This window comes from Andreprevotia chitinilytica DSM 18519 (genome assembly GCF_000711875.1).
Lineage (GTDB): Bacteria > Pseudomonadota > Gammaproteobacteria > Burkholderiales > Chitinibacteraceae > Andreprevotia > Andreprevotia chitinilytica.
Genome location: NZ_JONM01000001.1, coordinates 144987 through 163925 on the forward strand (window position 1 = coordinate 144987; position 18939 = coordinate 163925).

The 18939-nt window shown below is 60.4% G+C and carries 18 protein-coding genes and 1 tRNA gene; 11 read left to right on the forward strand and 8 right to left on the reverse strand.

Going from position 1 to position 18939, the window contains the following annotated elements:
• Nucleotide 1: 1 nt before the first annotated feature.
• Genes recJ through BR41_RS00735 form a run of 3 tightly spaced genes read left to right on the forward strand, consistent with a single transcriptional unit; the run spans nucleotide 2 to nucleotide 3402 of the window.
• On the forward strand, nucleotides 2–1687 hold the full coding sequence (gene recJ / locus BR41_RS00725) for a single-stranded-DNA-specific exonuclease RecJ (RefSeq protein WP_035051634.1): 1686 nt from the start codon (nucleotides 2–4) through the stop codon (nucleotides 1685–1687).
• A gap of 39 nt (nucleotides 1688–1726) precedes the next feature.
• Nucleotides 1727–3043, forward strand: coding sequence for a chitinase N-terminal domain-containing protein (locus BR41_RS00730; protein WP_035051636.1), 1317 nt, complete (start codon nucleotides 1727–1729; stop codon nucleotides 3041–3043).
• On the forward strand, nucleotides 3040–3402 hold the full coding sequence (locus BR41_RS00735; RefSeq protein WP_035051638.1) for a gamma-glutamylcyclotransferase family protein: 363 nt from the start codon (nucleotides 3040–3042) through the stop codon (nucleotides 3400–3402). Before BR41_RS00730 ends, BR41_RS00735 begins: the two co-directional genes overlap by 4 nt.
• Nucleotides 3403–3407: 5 nt before the next feature.
• Here the strand turns inward: BR41_RS00735 and BR41_RS00740 are convergent, their stop codons facing one another.
• Nucleotides 3408–4790 carry a hypothetical protein gene (locus BR41_RS00740; protein ID WP_156970491.1) on the reverse strand — a complete coding sequence of 461 codons (1383 nt, stop codon included), beginning with the start codon at nucleotides 4788–4790 and terminating at the stop codon, nucleotides 3408–3410.
• Nucleotides 4791–4914: 124 nt separating this feature from the next.
• On the opposite strand from BR41_RS00740, the gene BR41_RS00745 reads away from it, so the two are divergent.
• Both BR41_RS00745 and BR41_RS00750 read left to right on the forward strand, forming a co-directional pair.
• Nucleotides 4915–5160, forward strand: a complete 246-nt coding sequence (locus BR41_RS00745; protein WP_035051641.1) for a DUF2789 family protein — start codon at nucleotides 4915–4917, stop codon at nucleotides 5158–5160.
• 219 nt (nucleotides 5161–5379) lie between these two features.
• Nucleotides 5380–5456, forward strand: a tRNA-Arg gene (locus BR41_RS00750).
• A gap of 265 nt (nucleotides 5457–5721) precedes the next feature.
• Here BR41_RS00750 and BR41_RS00755 read toward each other — a convergent pair.
• Nucleotides 5722–6186, reverse strand: a complete 465-nt coding sequence (locus BR41_RS00755; protein ID WP_035051644.1) for a RidA family protein — start codon at nucleotides 6184–6186, stop codon at nucleotides 5722–5724.
• 233 nt (nucleotides 6187–6419) lie between these two features.
• Between BR41_RS00755 and BR41_RS22515 the strand changes: the two genes are divergently transcribed.
• Nucleotides 6420–8150 (forward strand): caspase family protein, encoded by a 1731-nt coding sequence (locus BR41_RS22515; RefSeq protein ID WP_169741223.1) that lies wholly within the window; start codon nucleotides 6420–6422, stop codon nucleotides 8148–8150.
• A gap of 50 nt (nucleotides 8151–8200) precedes the next feature.
• Here the strand turns inward: BR41_RS22515 and BR41_RS00765 are convergent, their stop codons facing one another.
• Nucleotides 8201–8623: an ester cyclase gene (locus BR41_RS00765; RefSeq protein WP_035051647.1), complete on the reverse strand. Its 423-nt coding sequence runs from the start codon at nucleotides 8621–8623 to the stop codon at nucleotides 8201–8203.
• 76 nt (nucleotides 8624–8699) lie between these two features.
• Here BR41_RS00765 and soxR point away from each other — a divergent pair, with 76 nt between their 5' ends.
• Entirely contained in the window at nucleotides 8700–9155 is a 456-nt protein-coding gene (gene soxR / locus BR41_RS00770) for a redox-sensitive transcriptional activator SoxR (RefSeq protein ID WP_035051649.1), read from the forward strand.
• A gap of 362 nt (nucleotides 9156–9517) precedes the next feature.
• Here soxR and BR41_RS00775 read toward each other — a convergent pair whose 3' ends face one another.
• From BR41_RS00775 to BR41_RS00790, 4 genes are all read right to left on the reverse strand, one after another.
• A complete protein-coding gene (locus BR41_RS00775; RefSeq protein ID WP_035051651.1) occupies nucleotides 9518–10786 on the reverse strand; it encodes an RNA polymerase sigma factor in 1269 nt (422 codons plus the stop codon).
• Between the two features lie 56 nt (nucleotides 10787–10842).
• Nucleotides 10843–11265, reverse strand: coding sequence for a VOC family protein (locus BR41_RS00780; RefSeq protein WP_035051653.1), 423 nt, complete (start codon nucleotides 11263–11265; stop codon nucleotides 10843–10845).
• Between the two features lie 108 nt (nucleotides 11266–11373).
• Nucleotides 11374–11802 (reverse strand): YciI family protein, encoded by a 429-nt coding sequence (locus tag BR41_RS00785; RefSeq protein ID WP_035051656.1) that lies wholly within the window; start codon nucleotides 11800–11802, stop codon nucleotides 11374–11376.
• A 159-nt stretch (nucleotides 11803–11961) separates the two neighbouring features.
• On the reverse strand, nucleotides 11962–12489 hold the full coding sequence (locus tag BR41_RS00790) for an SRPBCC family protein (protein WP_035051665.1): 528 nt from the start codon (nucleotides 12487–12489) through the stop codon (nucleotides 11962–11964).
• A gap of 116 nt (nucleotides 12490–12605) precedes the next feature.
• On the opposite strand from BR41_RS00790, the gene BR41_RS00795 reads away from it, so the two are divergent.
• Nucleotides 12606–13283 (forward strand): winged helix-turn-helix transcriptional regulator, encoded by a 678-nt coding sequence (locus BR41_RS00795; protein ID WP_035051667.1) that lies wholly within the window; start codon nucleotides 12606–12608, stop codon nucleotides 13281–13283.
• Between the two features lie 35 nt (nucleotides 13284–13318).
• On the opposite strand, the gene BR41_RS00800 is transcribed toward BR41_RS00795, so the two are convergent.
• Nucleotides 13319–13765, reverse strand: coding sequence for a DUF3224 domain-containing protein (locus tag BR41_RS00800; RefSeq protein ID WP_245615773.1), 447 nt, complete (start codon nucleotides 13763–13765; stop codon nucleotides 13319–13321).
• Nucleotides 13766–13893: 128 nt separating this feature from the next.
• Between BR41_RS00800 and BR41_RS00805 the strand changes: the two genes are divergently transcribed.
• The 3 genes from BR41_RS00805 to BR41_RS00815 are packed head-to-tail and all read left to right on the forward strand — an operon-like array spanning nucleotide 13894 to nucleotide 18649.
• The gene (locus BR41_RS00805; RefSeq protein ID WP_035051668.1) at nucleotides 13894–14619 is read left to right on the forward strand and encodes a response regulator transcription factor; all 726 of its coding nucleotides are present in this window, start codon (nucleotides 13894–13896) and stop codon (nucleotides 14617–14619) included.
• Complete coding sequence (locus BR41_RS00810; RefSeq protein ID WP_084186739.1) at nucleotides 14616–16304, forward strand: FecR family protein; 1689 nt, start codon at nucleotides 14616–14618, stop codon at nucleotides 16302–16304. Before BR41_RS00805 ends, BR41_RS00810 begins: the two co-directional genes overlap by 4 nt.
• Nucleotides 16304–18649 (forward strand): CHASE2 domain-containing protein, encoded by a 2346-nt coding sequence (locus tag BR41_RS00815; RefSeq protein WP_084186740.1) that lies wholly within the window; start codon nucleotides 16304–16306, stop codon nucleotides 18647–18649. The genes BR41_RS00810 and BR41_RS00815 overlap by 1 nt, the downstream gene beginning before the upstream one ends.
• Nucleotides 18650–18939: the final 290 nt, after the last annotated feature.

The following is an 18939-nucleotide window of genomic DNA, read 5'->3' on the forward strand; positions in this document are numbered from 1 at the left end:
CATGTCATTGATCCGCGCCCGTGCCGTCCCCGCCGAATTGCAGCAATCCTTGCTGGCAGCTGGTCTCGATACGCTTTTCGCCCGGCTCTACGCCGCGCGTGGCATTGCGTCGCCGACCGAGCTGGAACACGAACTCAAACGCCTGCTGCCGTTCGACAGCATGAAAAACATCATCGCTGCCGGTGCACGGTTGGCGGATGCCATCGCCAAGCGCGAACGCATCCTGATCGTGGCTGACTACGATGCCGATGGCGCGACCGCCTGCTCGATTGCCATGAAAGGCTTGGGCATGCTGGGCGCGACGGTCGATTTCGTTGTCCCCAACCGCTTCGAATATGGCTACGGCCTGACCCCGGAAATCGTCGCGCTCGCCGCGCAAAAAACGCCTGATCTGCTGGTGACGGTGGATAACGGCATCGCGAGCGTCGCCGGTGTGGCGGCCGCCAAGGCGCGGGGGATTGATGTGTTGGTCACCGATCACCACTTGCCCGGCGATACGCTGCCGGAGTGCCTGATCGTCAACCCGAACCAGCCCGGCTGCCCGTTTCCGAGCAAGAATCTCGCTGGCTGCGGCGTGATGTTTTACGTGCTGCTGGCGTTGCGTGCCGAACTGCGGCAACGCGGCGCATTCGCCGACAAAGCCGAACCCAACTTGGCGACGCTGCTGGATCTGGTTGCACTCGGCACGGTGGCGGACGTAGTCAAGCTCGATGCCAATAACCGCATCCTGGTCGAGCAAGGCCTCAAGCGCATGCGTGCCGGCCGGGCTTCGCCGGGCGTGATGGCGCTGTTTTCCGCTGCCGGGCGCAATGCGCAGAAGGCGAGCTGTTTCGATCTCGGATTTACGCTTGGCCCACGTTTGAACGCGGCCGGCCGGCTGGATGACATGAGCTTTGGCATCGCCTGCTTGCTGAGTGGTAGCGAGGCCGCCGCCTTGCCGCTGGCCCGCGAGCTGGATCAATTGAACCGCGCCCGCCGCGAGATCGAAGCCGGCATGCGCGAAGAGGCGGAAGTCGCGCTGCAAAGCATCGCCGTTGAGGATTGTTACAGCATCGCCTTGTACCGGCCGGATTGGCATCAGGGCGTGATCGGCATCGTTGCCTCGCGGGTGAAGGATAAATTCCATCGCCCGACCATTGTGTTCGCGGATGGCAACGACGACGAAATCAAGGGTTCCGGCCGCTCGATTCCCGGTCTGCATCTACGCGATGCGCTTGATCTGGTCTCCAAGCGCCATCCTGATCTGATCCTCAAGTTCGGTGGTCATGCGATGGCGGCGGGGCTGAGTCTGCGCAACCATGATTTCACGCGTTTTCAGGCGGCGTTCGAGGCGGTCTGTCGCGAGTTGATGGATGAAACCGCGCTGACGCGGGTGATTGAAACTGATGGTGAGTTGCCGGCCGAAGCGTTCGCATTCCATGTGGCGGAAAAGCTCGAATCGCAAGTGTGGGGGCAGGGCTTCCCGGCGCCGCGCTTTGAAGGGCAGTTCCGCGTAGTCGAGCAGCGCGTGGTGGGCGAACGGCATCTCAAGCTCAAGCTGGCTAACGCGCACGGCCAAGTGCTGGAGGCGATGCGCTTTCAGCATGCCGATCCGCTGCCGGCGCGGATTCATGCGGTTTACTCCATTGGCATTAACGAGTTCCGCGGAGAGCGTATCCTGCAGTTGTTGGTGGATCACTGCGAATAACGATAAAAGAGCCTTTGAAATCGAAGGCAGGAGGAGCGGATGCGAATTACCGTTGCGATCATGTTTGGGCTGCTGGCAGCCCAGGCCCAGGCAGTATTGCTCACCCCTTCCGAGGCGGAAGCCATCGGTGACCGCGTTTGCAAACCGGCGAGCTACGGCATGCTTGATTGCCAAACCGTGGCACCTCCGCTGCCGGCCGCGCAAAACGATCCTTCGCTGCAGCCCTTGCCGCAAACCGAATACGAGGGCGAACGCATTCCTGCGCTCACCGTGGAGGCCCCGATCAAACCGGTGCTCGATGCGATTCCCGACAAGCTCGATGGCAATAGCGTGAAAATCGGTTGGGATATCGGCTTTGGCACCGTCGCGCAATATTGGGAGGTATGGGACAACGGCGTGCTGCGCCTGCGCTCGCGCAATTTCACGCAGCGACCCCTGGTGAAGAAGGGCGAGGGCGGTGGTATCGATATCGTCTCGATCCAAAGCGGCGAGGCCACCATCGACCAGCTTCTGGCTGGCCGCCACGCGCTGGAAATCCGCCTCTGCAATACCGCGTCGAATCCCTCATCCGGTGGCGCGGGCAAACAGCCGCCGGCCTGCACCAGCATGACTGCGCAAACGTGGGTGGATGGGCAAGGGGCCGATGCGCTCGGCGGCACGCCCGATGCGCCAACGCTGGGCTGGCTGCCGAATGTGACCACAGGCGAGCCGATCGAGCTGGCTTGGAATATGTGGTGGGGCGTGCCTGGCCGCTATTGGCAGGTGCTGGACAAAGGCAAGGTGCTGCTGGAATCCGCGGCATTCGAAACCAGTGACGCGCACACACAGTCCGGCCGGGTCACGCTTGCCGGGCTGACACCGGGCGCGCATGCCTTGTCGGTCAAACTATGCAGCGCGTTGGAATGCAGCCAGAGCGATCCCACTGGCGTAGAGGTGATCCTGCCGCTGGCAAAGCCCGCAACCCCAGTGCTGGCGGTGCAGGCCTCGACGGTGGAAGGCTGGGTGGTCAACTGGCACTTGCCACGTTTTGCCGTGGCCAGCAGCAAGGCCATGAGCTGGCAATGGCTCGATCCGGTCAGCGGCAAGACCATTGGCAAATTGCACGAATCGGTGCGTGAATGCCTGGCCGGCGATGCGAGATTGCCCAACACCCGCGTCGCCAGCTACTGCGGTGAAGGCCGCGTGGCGCGTGTTGATGTGGGCGCGAGCATCGCCGTGCGGCTCTGCCAAGGCGATGCGTGCAGCGATAGCGCAGCGCTGATGCTGGATGACCAAGACGCTGGCAACCAGCCATCCGTGTCATCCACTGCGCCATCCACACCGACTTCCACATCCGGGGTGACGGTGCTCCGATGAGTGCAACGCAGCAGGTCTTCGTCTACGGCACCCTCAAGCAGGGCGGCTGGAACCACAAATGGCTGAACGGCGCGCCCTGCCAGGGCGCCGCGGTGACCGTGGCGCAATACGCGCTGTATGCCACCAGCTACCCCTTTCTGGTGGAAGACGAGGCGCTATACCCGGTCGAGGGCGAATTGTATGCGGTCGACGCGGATGGATTGGCACATCTGGATGTGCTGGAAGGCCATCCAGATGATTACGTGCGCAAGGAGATTGCGGTGCGTAATGCCGTGGGTGAGGTGGTAACGGCTTGGGCTTATTTTCACTCGCAGCCGCAGGGGGATTTGTTGGCGGTTGGGGTGTTTGATAACCCCTAAACCCCTCAAGAATTCTCCACCGTCAGCCTATCCAGCTTCTCTCCAAAGCCAAATCGTTGCCAGGTCGCTACTGCTAGCGCAACCAATCCAATTCCCGCACACAGCCAGAACACCGGCAAATGCCCGTCCGGCAAATGCGGCACAGCGCCGATCTGCTGCCACAGCGCGAATTCCTCCAGATTGCAGTACATCGTGCCTTGCAGGGCACCGACCAGATTGATGAGCAAGCTCGTCATCAGCAAACCACCCGCAATCAGCAATCGGCTCATTGCTGCCGTCGGGCTGGCGCGCACATCCAGCAGTGCAGCTACACCGGGGGCGAGTAGTGGCAGCAGCGGCAGCAGATAGCGCGGGCCGTATTCGCAGGTGCCGAGGGTTTCGATATTCAGCAGGTAGAAGAAATGCATGCCAATGGCGATGAACAGGAGCTTCTTCACGTGGCTGAGTGACTTCGGCAGCAGTACGAGTCCGGCAAGTGCCAGCATCAGGACCGGCGCGTATTTCCACAGCGCCAGACCGCCAAAGCCGAGATAGGCATTCAGGTGATGCAGGAATTGGTCGAGTTTGAAGCTGAAAAATGTATCGGCGTAGTTACCGGCCACGTTGGCCGGTGTGAACGGGCTGCCGAAGTACCAGCCGTTATAGGCCAGCAGCGGCAGGATGCCGATGAAGAAGCCCAAACCATAAATCAGTGTGGTCTTGAACGGACGGCTGAACAGGATGGATAGCCCCATCACCAGCACGATCAACGCAGGCAGCATCGAGGTAAATACCGTCAGGCCGAGTAATGCGCCTGCAGTGAGTGCGAGTTTGGTGCTGCGTCCGTTATGTTGAATCCGGTCTGATTCCATCGCGTATAGCGCCAGCATGATCAGCGATCCGGCAATGAGATCGTGATGAGCGATACCGGCGTAACACAGCCACGGACTGGCAAGCCCAACTGAAAGGGTTGCGAGCAAGCTGGCGCTGCGGCTGAAGCCCCAAACACGGTTCAGCAAGCGGTCGAGAAATGCCAGCGCCAAGGCACCGATCAGGCCGGCAGAGAGCCACGTGACCAGCGTTGCGGCCAGATCGTAGTTCCGCTCGTACGTGATGCCGACCAGGTTGAGGAAGAAGTAGGGCACCGCGCCAAAGACGAACTGGCCGGGTTGTTTGGCGGCGAGGGTGTGGTCGCCATAGCGGAAGGTGTCACCCAGAGGCTGCAGCTGCGGTGCCTTGCTCAGCCCGAGGCCGAAGGTGTGGTGGCTGACGACGGCATCGACACCCATTTGCTGCAGGTTGTAAGCCCGCACGTCGTTCAGGTTGGTGGTGGCGCCAAACGACAGCCAGAACAACAAAAACAGCGCGAACGCGCGGCTGCCAATCATCCGGCAAAGCTTTTCTTTCATCTCCGTATCCTCTTTACTTTATTTTTCTGCCCGTTGGCGGGTCTGTAGCGGCAGCCTAGCACGGCTGCGCGGGATGGATGGCTATAGTGACAGGGGTGTGGTGACGGGACAAACGGAGGCTGCCATGGATACCAGCAAGCACGATTTTGTCGGATTGTTCGAGCAATTGGGTCTGCCGGCTGACCCACCTGCGATTGATTTCTTCTTGAGTACGCATCGGCTGGATGACGGCGTGCCGATCTCCGAGGCGGCGTTCTGGAATCCGGCGCAAGCCGAGTTCCTGGCGGAGGAGCTGGAGGAAGATGGCGATTGGGCGGAAATCATCGATGAGCTGGCAATGATGCTAAACCAGCCGCCGACGATTCATTGATGGCGCAATATGCAAATTGCCCCTGGCGTTGTTGCGATGACTTGCCGTACGGATCGTACTGTCTGCGTCAGTGCGCCTAGCCAGGGACAATTTGCATATTGCTTTGTATCCCTTTCGAATATTTTTGCGATCACAACCTTGCCAAGCGGAAGTGCTTTTGACATAATCCGGCCTCTTCTGGATCGCGTAGTGCCTTGATCCAGAGTCTTTGCAGTCAGCGCGCCCGTAGCTCAGTTGGATAGAGTATTTGGCTACGAACCAAAGGGTCGGGCGTTCGAATCGCTCCGGGCGCGCCATTCACTGCATACATTCCCCCAAGAAATTCCCTGATTCACGACGAGTGCCGACGATGCTTTGATTCGCATCGCGCTTCGTGCTGCCTGTTTGCTGGGCCACGCAGAAGAAATTGTAGGAGCGAGCTTGCTCGCGATTGCACCGACGATTTGACCAGCGCTATCGCGAGCACCCCAAGAGCATTTCCTCGCTGAGCGATGGCAAGCCATCGCACGCTTGCGGGGCACAAGCTCGCTCCTACAACAACCAATCGGCGAATGTATTGAATTAGTCGATCACCTCAACCACCCCACGCACCGTCAACGGCACGCCACCGCGCAGCGAATGCGCCCCGACCACCGAGCGCGCATGCACGCCGCGCTCGCCAAACACCTGGCTCAACAGATCCGATGCGCCGTCGAGGACTTTGGCGTGGTCTTCAAAATCCGCCGTGGTGTTCAGAAAGCCCTGAATCTCGACAAACCGCGCCACGCGTGCCAGTGAACCCAGCTCGGCTTGCAGCACGCCCAGCAGCTGCAGCGCCGCGCTGCGGGCAAAGCGATAGCCGTCCTCCACATCGTATTCCGCGCCAAAGCGGCCTTTCGGCAGCACGCCATTTTCGCCGGAAGGCGCTTTGCCCGATAGAAACAGTAAATTGCCGCTGCGCACGGCGTTGGCGTAGTTGCCGGCCGCTGGATGGGCGTGGGGCAGGGTGATGCCCAGTTCGGCAAGGCGTTGTTCGATATCGCTCATGGTGGTTCCTTGGTGGGGTTGGACAAGGGCAGGGCTGGCTCGAAAGCCGCTGGCCCATCGTACCGGCTGGAATCCTGCAAATATATTGCGGCAAGCTTGCATGAATCGCTTGGCATACAGGGTGAGCGCGAGCTTGGGCACGTCTGGCGGTATTTGAATCATCGCCGTGCTGGGCAGACGTGCACCTTCGACTAGAGTCAATGCATACGATCCAGCGAAACGAGCCTCCCGATATGCGTTGCCGATGGTGTTTGCTGCTAGTGCTGCTATTGATCTGTGTCACCGTTCAGGCCGCGGGCCGGGTGGCCTTGGTCATCGGCAATGGCAGCTATCAAGACGCGCCGCGTCTGGCCAATACCATCAACGATGCCAAATTGATGAAATCCACCCTGGAGAAATTGAATTTCAAGGTGTTGTATGCCGAAAACGCCAGCAAATCACGCATGGAAGAGGTGGTAAGCCAATTTGGGGAAATGGCGGTCAATGCGGATGTGGCATTGGTCTATTTCAGTGGTCATGGCTTGCAGGTCAATGGCGATAACTACCTGATGCCGGTGGAAGCCAAGATCAACAAAGAGGCCGATATTCCGCTGCGAGCGCTACCGCTCAATTCGCTGCTGGCCCAGCTGGAAGGGCGGCAGGGGGCGAATATCATCATTCTGGATGCCTGCCGCAATAACCCGTTCGCCGGTAAAACCAAGGGCACCAGCCGGGGCTTGGCGCGCATTCAGGCATCGACTGGCACCTTGGTGGCTTATGCCACCGAACCCGGTCGCACGGCCGACGATGGCGATGGTGCAAATGGCCGCTATACGTCGATCCTCGCCAGAAAATTGACCGAGCCGGGTTTATCGATCATCGATGTCTTCATGCAAACCCGGCTGGAAGTAGCCAATTTATCCAACCAGCAGCAAGTCCCCACCGAAGATAATCGCCTCACCCAAAACATCTATCTGGCCAGCAATACGCCCAAGAACTCGGCCGGCGGCCAGACTGGCGTGCACGATGCAGCACAATTGGAAAGCGAGACTTGGCAATCCGCCTTGCAGGTCGATACCGCTGTGGGTTATCAGGAGTACCTCAACAACTACCCGCACGGCCGTTTTGTCGGCTCAGCCCGGATCAGAAGAGCTGCGGCGGCGGCCAAAGAGGAAAAGGCGCAGCAAGCGGGCAATCGGTCCACGCCAATTCCTTCAACCGTGCCGACAGCCGCGCCGGTTGCAGAAACCAGCCGCCCAGCGAAACCGAATACGCATGGTGAGGCAAATAATGAGGTCGAATCGCTGCAGGCGAAACAGGCGGTCTCGGGCAGCATCAAGGTGAATGGCTTTGAAATGCTGCTACCGCCGGGGGACTGGATTTTCGCCAATGGCGCATCTGATGATGAATTCGCGACCAATACCCAAGGCCGCAAGAAGGTGGATGAGCTGCATTACGGCATGTTTTACCAGCCGGGCAAGCGCAGCTTCAAAATGGTGCTGCAATTGGGCGGCACGGCCCATAGGGCGGAAGCGCGCAGCTGGAATGACAAGAATTGCGAAAACGATGCCAACAATAATCTGGTGATGGAGCGTTTTGGCCAGGAAGTCACGACCGCCTACCCGGAATGCCTGCAGATCAGCGCGATCCCGAATCGTTTTATCGGCGTGCCGCCTGATTCATATCTGGGCCGCGCCGCCAAGAACATCCCCAATGCGCTCAATCCACCCAACGTGATCTATTTCCGTTACGTCAAATACAACCGTCGCGGCCAGAACTTCTTTTGGGGCTATATCGATCCGAAAGAGTATGGATTCAGCGAGGCCATCTGGCTGCCGGATCAATTGAATGAACGGCAAAAGAAGTTCATTGCCGCTTTGACGGATTGGTCCCGCCGGTATGCAGAAGTATCCCGTGCGGTGGCGCAGGAGAACCGGATTCCGGCCGCAGCGCTGCCGGTCAAGGCATTTGAATTCCGGGATTAAGTGAGGAAGACGGCGGGCCTGCCCGGTTTCTGGCACAGACCCGCCAAGCCTCATTTTTGCGCTGGTGCTGGATAGCCGCCAATCTGTTGCAGCATGCCCAAACGATCAATCTGCAACCAGGCCTGAGCCAGCTTGCCGTCCCTGATCCGATAAATGGCGATGCCATTCTGGGTGACTTGCTTGTGGCTTGCCTGCACGCCGGCAAACGGCCCCGCATGCGTGGCATGAAAGGTCCATCTGACCGCAACCCGATCCCCTTCGGCGATGACATCATCCAATTCAAAACGGACATCGGGAAACCCCGTGCGTAGCGTTTCCACCGTCTTGGCAAATTCAGCCGGACCTTGCTCGCCGCGCCCGCCAACAAAATCATCGGTGAGCAATTCGGGCAGCAAGGCCAGGTTTCCCGTGTTGAAGCAGTCTTCGTAAAGCCGGCGGACCAATTGCTGTTCCTGCGTTGTGGCGATGGACATGGGGTGCTCCGTGGTCGTTGTGGGATGACGGTTCGAAGTGTAAAACCTCAAGTTAACTTAAGGTAAAGGGGTTGCGATGGCGAAACTCGATCCAAGCCAAATCGGCAAATTGCTTACCGTCGGCGAAGTTGCGGCACGCAGCGGCGTGGCGGTATCGGCCATTCATTTCTACGAAGCCAAAGGGCTGATCGAGAGCCAGCGCAATCAAGGCAATCAGCGCCGCTATCACCGCGATGTATTGCGCCGTGTTGCGGTCATCAAGGTGGCGCAACGTATCGGGATTTCGTTGGCCTCGATTCACGACGCACTGGTGAAATTGCCGGATGGGCGCACGCCCAATGCGGCGGATTGGGCCGAGCTCTCGCATGGTTGGAAAGCGGAGCTGGATGAGCGAATCGCTACGCTGACGCAGCTACGTGACCAGCTGAGTGGCTGCATTGGCTGCGGATGCCTCTCGCTGGAGTTGTGCAAGTTGCGTAATCCGTTGGATGCGCTGTCCGAACAGGGGGCAGGGCCTAGGTTGTTGGAGTAGGGCCGAGAAGCTGTTTACGATCTTTTGAGAAGTTGGTTCAGTGAATCAGATGCGGCGCAATGCCCTTTGGGGATTGCGCCCTACGTAACAACAAACTGTGCAAACAGTTACCGCCAGTGTTTTCAGCAATGGTGGCACTGTGGGTTTTTCTCCCCTTTCGCTCAGCGCCGAGGGAGTGTCGCGAGACCTTAGGCTCGCGACCGACCGAGGGTAGCCCGGAGGGCCGCCAAGCGGGGGTCGCCTTTGGAGTGGAGAGGGCTTTGGCGAGACAAAGTCCTTTCCCCGTTTGCGCGGCGGAACGCGCTGTAATGCTTTTAAAACCGCGCTGCAGGCGCATAACTGAAGGATTGCGAACAACTTACTCAGAGCGCCCGCCCCGCACACGCCAACGCCCGTGCCAACAGCAGCGCCCGTTCACGACTATTACGCGTGAGCGATGCGGCAAGCTCGAACGCCGCTCTCGCTTCATCGTTCCGCCCAAGCTTGGCGAGCAGATCGCCGCGTACGCTGGGCAAGAGGTGGTAGCCCTTGAGCAAGGGCTCATCGACCAGCGCATCGACGAGTTCGAGCGCTGTCGCCGGGCCGAACGCCATCGAGACTGCCACCGCCCGATTCAGCGCCACAACGGGGGAGGGCATGAGTTGGAAGAGCGCATCGTAGAGCGCGGTAATACGCATCCAGTCCGTCTCTTCTGCGGTATGGGCGCGGGCGTGACAGGCGGCGATGGCGGCCTGCAGAGCGTAGGGGCCGAAACCGCTGCCCTGTGCTGCGGCACGCTCCAACGCGGCAAGCCCGCGCTGGATCAGCAGGTAGTCCCAGCGTGCCCGGTTTTGATCGAGCAGCAGAATGGGCTCGCCAGACGGGCCGACTCGTGCCCGTGAGCGCGATGCCTGGATTTCCATCAACGCCACCAGACCATGTACTTCCGGCTCATGCGGCGTGAGCTCCGCCAGGATACGGCCGAGGCGGAGCGCTTCCTCACACAAGGTTGGGCGCATCCAGTCGTCGCCGGCGGTGGCCGAATAACCTTCGTTGAAAATCAGATAGATGACGGCGAGTACTGATGACAGCCGGGCATTGAGTTCGTCCGCACGCGGTACCTCGAATGGCACACGGGCTTCGGCCAGGGTGCGTTTGGCGCGGACGATGCGCTGGGCGATGGTGGGCTCGGGCACCAGAAAGGCGCGGGCGATTTCGTCGGTGGTCAGTCCACCGAGCAAGCGCAAGGTGAGCGCCACGCGGGCTTCGGAGGAAAGGATTGGGTGGCAGGCGGTGAAGACGAGGCGCAGCAAGTCGTCGCCGACGTCATCCTCAATGGTCGCCTCGACATCTGCCATGGCCAGGTCTTGCTGAATTTCCAGCTCGCGGCCGAGTTCTTCATGTTTGAGTTCGAGCAGTTTGCGTCGGCGCAGCTGATCCAGTGCCCGATGCTTGGCGGCGGCCATGAGCCAGGCAGCCGGATTGTCCGGCACACCTGACTCTGGCCAGCGTTCCAATGCGGTGACCAGTGCATCCTGCGCAAGCTCTTCGGCAAGGCCGACATCGCGCACCATCCGTGCGAGGCTGGCGATGATTTTGGCGGATTCGATCCGCCAGACGGCGTTGATGGCGGCATGGGTTGCTGACGGCATGCCGCTATTCAACCCATCCGCCGAGCATACTTGTGCTGTTCACTGGCAACGATGCGTCAGGCGTTGCCGACCGGCTTCGACCCGCAGTTGATCATCCACGGCGTACCGAAGCGATCGACCACCATGCCAAAGCGGGTCGCCCAGAAGGTTTCTTCAAAGGCCATCTTCACCTGGCCATTGTCGGCCAGGGCGGTAAAGACGCGCTCGGCTTCGGCCACATCATCGATGCCGATATTGACGGCAAAGCCCTGTGCCGGTTGGTGGTAATTGGGCGGGCTGTCCGAACCCATCAGCACGTAGTTACCCACGGTCATCCGCGTGTGCAGGATTTTGTCGAGGAATTCCGGCGACGTTTCTGCTTCCACCGGCGAGCCTCTGTGCGTCAGCATGGCTTCGATCTTGCCGCCCAGCAGCTTCTCGTAGAACTTGAACGCGGCCTCACAGGTGCCGTTGAACATCAAATAAAAATTCAGTGTCATGGTGCACTCCATCGGGGTTGGGTTTTGCGCGAGGCGACGGGCCGACTCGCGCCGTGTTTGCATCTGTTAGATGCGCTTGTCAGGGGCGGTCTGTGCCGTCCTTCATGTTTAACGCGGTGCCGCGGTTTGCGCGCGGAGGACCGCTTCGTGCTCGATCAGCTCTGGTGTCAGTTCCGGGCCGAAGTCTTCGTTCTCGAAGAGCTGGCGCAGCTCCAGCTCGACCGAGCCATTACCATCCAGGGCGGGCCAGCGCTTGGCCCATTCGAGCGCTTCTTCGCGGGATTTCACCTGGATCAAGGTGTAACCGGCGATCAGCTCCTTGGCTTCGGCAAAGGGGCCGTCGATCACGGTGGGTTTGCCGCCGGAGAACTTGATGCGTGAGGACTTCGAAGTGGGGTGGAGGCCTTCGCCGCCGAGCAGCACGCCCGCTTTGGCCAGTTCTTGCATGTATTGCAACATGGCGGTGAGGAGTTCTTCGCTCGGCATGACATAAGCTTCGGTGTCTTTGTCTGCTTTGCGGATGATCATGAATCGCATGGTGTGAGTCCTTCTTGGATCAATATGGGTTGGGAGCGAGGCTTCCGGCCGGATTCGACTGGAGGTCAATCCTCGCTCTATCACTACGACGAATGGCGTTTGGCGAAATCGACAAACCCAACCTCTTTTTTTTGAAAATGTCGCGCAACGCGCTGCCGCTTACTTTTCAGCGGCGGCTTTCAGGTTGCCAAGACCGGTCTCGAAGTCCTTGCCGATCATGCTGTCCATATTGAAGAAGATGCCCATGATCTTGGCGATATAAGGGCTGGGGCCGTACATGGCCCAGGTCACATTGGTTGTGTCGCCTTTGGCGTCCAAGGTGAATTCGGCAGTGTTGTGGCCTTCGAGCGGCTTGCTGAAATCCAGCTTGATCACGATCTTGGATGGCGCAGATGACTCTGTGATTTCCATCCGCCCCGCGCCGGCTTTGCCTTCGCTTTCCCATGCATAGGCCGTGCCCTTACCGTTTTCCGCACCGCTGAAAGTCCGCTTCATGCTCGGGTCCAGTTTCTCCCACGGTGACCAGGCTTCCCAGCGGTGGAAGTCGTTGATCAGTGCAAAAACCTTCTCTGGCGGTGCCTTGATGCTGGCGGTGCGTTGAACGCGGAAGTTGTCCGGCCGGGTCGCCGCGAAGACAAGCAATGCGGCGATCAGCACGACGACGATGATTACAACCTTCTTTAACATGCTTTCCTCTGGCTTTGTTGTGGGGCATCTGAACTTGTTAGGTTGTAGCCTAGCACTTTGAACTCCTAAATAACAACTAAAAAGATATTCGGTAGGATCAATGCTAAAATGCCCTCATGGTAAGTAAACGTAGTTACGAAGATGGATGCGCAGCAGCGCACGCACTCGATCTGGTTGGCGAGCGCTGGGCGCTGCTGATCGTGCGCGAACTGGTGCTTGGCCCCAAGCGCTTCACCGATCTGCGCGCCGGCCTGCCGGGCATCAGCCCGAACGTGCTCACGCAACGGCTGGACGAGCTGGAACAGGCATCCGTCTTGCGCCGGCGCAAGTTGCCACCACCGGCGGCGTCCTGGGTCTATGAATTGACCGATTGGGGGCTGGAACTGGGGCCCATCCTCATGGCCCTCGGTCGTTGGGGAGCCCGCTCGCCATGCCTGCCGATCGGTTCTCCGATCAGCATCGATTCCCTCATCCTCTCGTTCCGCACCATGTTCGATGGCAACGCTGCCGCCGGGCTGAACACCAGTATCGAAATCAGATTAGGCGAGGACTGGTTTCACGCCGACATCGCCGATGGTCAGATGGTGCTGGTGCGCGGCAGTGCGGATCGGCCTGATGTGGTCGTCAAGACCGACCCCAACACGCTGGGTGCATTGGTTTATGGCGGTCGCCCGCTCGCTGATGCCATCAGCACCGGCGATCTGGCCGTCGACGGCGACGAAGCCGTGCTCAGCCATTTCGTCACCTTGTTCCCGTTGCCCGTGGCAGAGCCAGCGACTTGGCCGCTGGGCTGAGTCGAAAAAGGGAATCCGCTCCTACACGTGTCGATTCAGTCCGCAGCCGACAGCGAATAATCAAACCCATAGAAATGCTGGCCGTCCGTGATATCGATGGTCAGCGTACCCGCCAGCCCAACCAGCTCACCGGTGCCTGAATCCGGCACCACCGTCACGCTCAATTGCGCTGCACCGCGATTCATCGTGCCGCTGTGCTGCAGCACGAAAGTGCCGTTGCGCCCTTGCAGCGTGCCGCTCACCCGTTCAATCGCCACATAGCCGGCCGAGCCTTTGACCGCCGTGCCCGCCATGAGCATTTCGCCGATGCTGGTGGCTTGCAGATCCCCGCTAAAGGTCTTGTCGATGGTCATTCGCCCCAGCGCTGCGTCGGTGTCGGCATGGGCGAGGGGCTGTGGTACGAGTTTGACTTCGAATGTGCCGCTGGCATGAAAACGCATGGTGCTTTCCTTGGGTTTGGCAGGTTTGGCAGTTGCAAACATGTTGGTCTGGTTGACAGCGAGCTGAATCTACCGCCAAAGTCCGGGCGGAACAAATGTAGGGCATTTTTAAGGTAATGCCTGATTGAATACAGAATTGCTCTGTGTTTTCCGGTAGTGAGACCCCCACCATGCGTATCGCCGCTCTCGATGATGACCCATACCAGCTCGATCTGGTGCAGCGTGCTGTGAAGGAAATGGGCTACGCCTGCATCCCGTTCGAGCGCAGCGAAGCGCTGCTGCGCCAGTTGCGGCGCGATAGTTTCGACCTGCTCATCGTGGATTGGCATCTGCCGGATCTTTCCGGCATCGAGGTGGTGCGCTGGGTGCGCAGCAATATCGAGCACGCTTTGCCGATCCTGTTTCTGACCAACCGCTCCGAAGAGCGGGACATCGTCGAGGGGCTATCGGCGGGGGCGGACGATTACATCGTCAAGCCGATGCGGGTGCAGGAGCTCAAGGCACGCATCAAGGCGCTGATTCGCCGCAGTTATCCCGGCCAGGAAAATCCGCTGCTCACGTTTGGTGGCTACCAGTTCAATATGGCCACCCGAACGCTGACTTTCGACGGGCAAGAGATCGAGCTCAAGCAGAAGGAATTCGATCTGGCGCGGTGCCTGTTCACCAATTGCGGCCGATTGCTCTCCCGCAAATATCTGCTCGAAACCGTGTGGGGCATCGATGCGGATTTGCCGACGCGCAGTATCGATACCCATGTCTCGTCGCTGCGTACCAAGCTTAATCTGCGCCCGGTGCGCGGTTATCGGCTCACCGCCGTGTATGGGCAGGGCTACCGGCTCGAAGCGCTGGCCGAGCAAGAGGACGACCGGGATATGACCAAGGAGCAGGCACCATGAGGAATCCAATGATCCGCCCCGCTCGCAGGCTGTCCATGCCGATCACTGCGCTATGCGTGCTATCACTCCTGATCGGGCCAACGCTTGGCCTGGCTGCCGAGCGCACCGTGCCGTATCGCGTGCAACGCGGCGACAACCTTTACACACTGGCGGCCCGCTATCTGGGTGGCGTGGCCGATTGGCCCGTGCTCGCCAAGCTGAACAAGGTGGCCGATCCGACCCGCTTGCCACCGGATTCGATCATCCAGCTGCCGGTTTCCAAATTGCGCGGCGTGGCGCAGACCGCCAAGGTGGTTTACGTGCGCGGCACGGTAACGGTGCTCGATAACAAGCGGCAGCTGCGGGTGCTGGCAGTCGATGGCGTCGTTGCCGAAGGGGATACCTTACGTGTCGGTCCGGCCAGTTTCGCCAGCCTCAAGCTGCATGACGGTTCAGAAGTACAAGTGCCGGCCAATACCGAGTTCCGCGTGCAGCGCATGCGTGAAGTCAATGAAGCGAATCTTGGCCAGTCGGTGTTCAAGCTCAACGATGGCCGGCTCGATTTCAGCGTAACGCCGCAGCGCGACGGTTCGCGTTTCGAGGTGCAAACGCCGCTAGCTGTGACCGGCGTGCGCGGCACGCATTTTGGCGTGGCGATGTCCAGCCAGCGGCGCGTGGCGCTGACGGATGTGGTGGAAGGGCATGTCGCCTTGGCATCGCAAGGCAATCACGAGGCCATGCTGGCAGCAGGCGAGGGCGCGGTTGTGTTGCGTGCCGGCGCTGCGCCGAGCGTGCATCCGCTACTGCCCGCGCCAGACTTGGCGACGATCCCGAATCCGGTTGAGCGCTTGCCACTGCTGCTGTCCATCAGCCCGGTGCCGGGTGCGGTGGCTTATCGTGTGCAGATCGCGACCGATCGCGAGTTCGATCAGGTCTTGTTCAACGATGATGCCGCCGCGTTGCCGCCGACGATCACGCAACTGCAAGACGGTGACTATTTCCTGCGTGTGCGGGCGCTGGACGAGAACGGCTTGTTCGGCATGGAAAGCGTGCAGCCCTTGCGCGTTAAAACACTACCGGCCCCGCCGCTGGCCCAATCCCCCGAGCAGGATCAAGCCGTGCGTCTCGGGCGCGTGCGCCTGCTGTGCACCGATTTGCCGGATGCCCGCGGCTATCAATTACAAGTCGCACGCAACGGTGATTTCTCGTCGTTGCTGACGAGCTCGACATCGCATACCGCCACCTGCGAGTTCGGCGTGGATGCCGCCGAAGAGGGCGAATACTTCTGGCGGGTGGCTACGCTGATGCCCAACGCACTCGGCGAGATGGAGCGAGGGCCGTTCAGCGATATCAGCCGATTCCGGGCGGTGCCGGCACCGAGCACGCCGGAACCGGTGTTCGATTCCAACAACGGCTTGCAAGCGCATTGGCTGGCCGAGCCGAACACGCGTTTTCTGGTGCAAGTGGCGAGCGAGCAAACGTTTGCGGACATCAAATACACCGTCGAAATCGCCGAACCTCGCGTGAGCCTGGATTTGCCGGCCACGTGCGGGGCCTATTACCTGCGCCTGCAAAGCATCAATTCGTACGGCTTGCGTTCGGCATTCTCGCCAGCCAGACGCATTCACGGTAACGCCGCTGTCTGCACGAGCGACGGGCCGGTGCGCTTGGGGAACGGGCAGTCGGTGACTTCGTCGACCCGCTGATGCGCTTGCTTGCTCAACGCATGCGCATCGCGCTGCCGCGCTGGCCGTGGTTCTGGATTTTGGTCATCGGCTGCGTCTTCGTCCTTGGCGATCTCAATGGCTTGGGGCGGCTGGACAACGCCATGGTCGACCACCTGGCGGCGTTGAATACCCGGCCGGCGCCCAGCGATATCGTGATCGTCGCCATTGACGATGTCAGCCTGGATCGCATCGGGCGCTGGCCGTGGCGACGCAGCGTTCACGCCGCCTTGCTCGATCGCATGCGTGCCGAAAAACCGCGTGCGGTCGGCATCGATCTGATTCTGAGCGAAGCCGATCTATTGCAGCCAGCGGACGATCGCCAACTGGGCGAGGCGCTGTTGGCGCTCGGTCGTGTGGTGTTGCCGGTGCGCATGGAGCGCCAAGGCCACGCGGACCCCGCACCGGTTTTTGCCACCGGGGCGATCGCCCAAGGCGCGCAGGGTTTTGGCCATATCCATATCGAACTGGATCGCGACGGCATCGCTCGCAGCGTGTTCCTGCGTGAAGGGCTGGCACCGAACTGGTGGAGCCATATGTCGCTGGCGCTGCTGGATGTGGCGGGCATGTCGATTCCGCCTGCGCAATGGATGGGTAAACGCCGCCCGGACGAGGCCGCCTGTTGCGGGTCGGACCTGTCGGCGTTCTGGTCGCGTGATTATCAGATCCAGATTCCCTACGCCGGGCCACCGGGGCATTTTCAACGCGTGTCGTATGCCGACGTGCTGGCTGGCCGCCTGCCGGCCGGTTTCCTGCGCGATAAATTCGTATTGATTGGCGTCACCGCGCCCGGCCTGGGCGATGCCTATCCCACGCCGATTGCCAGCCAGAATGCCTTGATGCCCGGCGTGGAGATCATCGCCAATGTGCTGGATTCACTGCAGCGCGGCGTGCATCTGCGTAAGGCCGAGGCATGGGAAAACGCGCTGTTCTGCGCCTTGCCGGTACTGATCGCTCTGCTGGCCTTGTACAGCATCCGCTCCCGCTGGGCCTTGCTCACCATGGCCTTGTTGATGGCGGCCACTTATCTGGCGGCCGGGTGGGCGCAACGATTGTTTGGCGTGCAGTTCGCGCCGCTGGCCGCCTTTGTCGGCATTGGCGCGGTCTACCCGCTGTGGGTCTGGCGGCGGCTGGAGTTTGCGCTCAGTTATCTGGCGGCCGAGCTGGTACGCATCCGGCGCGAGGACAAACTACTCGCCACTGCACCCTTGAGCCGGGTGCCGGGCGACGAACTGGATCGGCGCATCGATGCGATGAGCGATGCCATCGAACAACTGCGCGACTTGCAGCGCTTTGTGCGCGATAGCATGAATAGCCTCGACTACGCCGTGCTGGTGACGGACATCAGTGGCGCGGTGTTGCTCACCAACCCGGCCGCACAGCGCTATTTCGAGACCACGAGCCCCGGCGTCGAACAGCATGTGCAGCCGGTTCTGGATAGCTTGTCCCCCGTCAGCGATGCGGATGCATTGCCCGATCTCACCAAGCCATTCCGGCAAGTCCGCGAATATCGGGTGACGGATGCCTCACATAAAGACCTGCTGCTCAAGATCATTCCCCGGCGGAATCACGTAGGCGAGCAGATCGGCTGGATTTTCAGCTTCGTGGATATTTCCCGCTTGCTGCGTGCGCAACGCCAGCGAGAAGAAGCGCTGCACTTCCTCTCGCACGATATGCGCTCGCCGCAATCGTCGATTCTGGCGCTGATCGAACTGCATCGGCGCGATCACGCCGATGCGTCGCATCCTTTGCTGGATCGGATCGCCGCCCACGCCAGCCGTACCCTGGCGCTGGCGGATGACTTCGTGCATCTGGTGCGGGCACAATCGAGCGACTACACGTTAGATACGCTCGATCTGATCGATGTGGTATTCGATGCCGCCGATCAATTCTGGGATCGGGCCAGCGCCAGCGGCGCCCGTATCGAAACCGAAGTGCCGGACAGCCCCGCCTGGTGCTGGGCGGATCGCTCCATCCTCACCCGCGCCGTCGCCAACCTGATCGACAACGCACTCAAATACGGCCCACCCAAGGGCGTGGTGCGTTGCGTGCTGACGCGGCAAGGCGATGATTGGGCGCTGTGCGTGCACGACGAAGGCCCCGGCATCGATGCGGCCAAACAGGGGGCAATGCTGGCGCATTTCAAACGCGTCAGCCGTGCCGATGGCCTGCCCAGCGATGGGGTAGGGCTGGGCTTGGCCTTCGTCGAAGTCGCCGTTCGCCGGCATCAAGGCTATATGGACATCCACGCCTTTCCCGCTGCCAGCTCGGCGTTTTGTTTGATCTTGCCGGGTTTGTTCGAAAGCCCCGCTTCGCCCAACCCGTAGCCCCGACGGCTTTGCCGGCCGGGGCCGCCGCCGTGTGAGCAGACCCGGTCGTGGTTTTGCGACAGGCAAACCCCGGCCGGCAAAGCCGTCCGGGCTACGGTTGGCTGATCCCTGGATCACCCCTCCCGGATTAACAATCAAAAACTGCTGTTTGATTGCGGTCAGCTTCGCAGGGCGGGTCGTTTGACTCGCGCGGGGCGATGCGTGGTGGGCTTGCGAATTTGCAGGTTACGGGCTGCCCGCACTCATTCTGTCAACAAATGTCAATTCGGTCGTTTTCTAAGGCATCC

Coding starts and splice junctions, on each gene's coding strand:
- recJ (WP_035051634.1), top strand. CDS start 2: ATGTCATTGATCCGCGCCCGTGCCGTCCCCGCCGAATTGCAGCAATCC.
- BR41_RS00730 (WP_035051636.1), top strand. CDS start 1,727: ATGCGAATTACCGTTGCGATCATGTTTGGGCTGCTGGCAGCCCAGGCC.
- BR41_RS00735 (WP_035051638.1), top strand. CDS start 3,040: ATGAGTGCAACGCAGCAGGTCTTCGTCTACGGCACCCTCAAGCAGGGC.
- BR41_RS00740 (WP_156970491.1), bottom strand. CDS start 4,790: ATGAAAGAAAAGCTTTGCCGGATGATTGGCAGCCGCGCGTTCGCGCTG.
- BR41_RS00745 (WP_035051641.1), top strand. CDS start 4,915: ATGGATACCAGCAAGCACGATTTTGTCGGATTGTTCGAGCAATTGGGT.
- BR41_RS00755 (WP_035051644.1), bottom strand. CDS start 6,186: ATGAGCGATATCGAACAACGCCTTGCCGAACTGGGCATCACCCTGCCC.
- BR41_RS22515 (WP_169741223.1), top strand. CDS start 6,420: ATGCGTTGCCGATGGTGTTTGCTGCTAGTGCTGCTATTGATCTGTGTC.
- BR41_RS00765 (WP_035051647.1), bottom strand. CDS start 8,623: ATGTCCATCGCCACAACGCAGGAACAGCAATTGGTCCGCCGGCTTTAC.
- soxR (WP_035051649.1), top strand. CDS start 8,700: ATGGCGAAACTCGATCCAAGCCAAATCGGCAAATTGCTTACCGTCGGC.
- BR41_RS00775 (WP_035051651.1), bottom strand. CDS start 10,786: ATGCCGTCAGCAACCCATGCCGCCATCAACGCCGTCTGGCGGATCGAA.
- BR41_RS00780 (WP_035051653.1), bottom strand. CDS start 11,265: ATGACACTGAATTTTTATTTGATGTTCAACGGCACCTGTGAGGCCGCG.
- BR41_RS00785 (WP_035051656.1), bottom strand. CDS start 11,802: ATGCGATTCATGATCATCCGCAAAGCAGACAAAGACACCGAAGCTTAT.
- BR41_RS00790 (WP_035051665.1), bottom strand. CDS start 12,489: ATGTTAAAGAAGGTTGTAATCATCGTCGTCGTGCTGATCGCCGCATTG.
- BR41_RS00795 (WP_035051667.1), top strand. CDS start 12,606: ATGGTAAGTAAACGTAGTTACGAAGATGGATGCGCAGCAGCGCACGCA.
- BR41_RS00800 (WP_245615773.1), bottom strand. CDS start 13,765: ATGTTTGCAACTGCCAAACCTGCCAAACCCAAGGAAAGCACCATGCGT.
- BR41_RS00805 (WP_035051668.1), top strand. CDS start 13,894: ATGCGTATCGCCGCTCTCGATGATGACCCATACCAGCTCGATCTGGTG.
- BR41_RS00810 (WP_084186739.1), top strand. CDS start 14,616: ATGAGGAATCCAATGATCCGCCCCGCTCGCAGGCTGTCCATGCCGATC.
- BR41_RS00815 (WP_084186740.1), top strand. CDS start 16,304: ATGCGCTTGCTTGCTCAACGCATGCGCATCGCGCTGCCGCGCTGGCCG.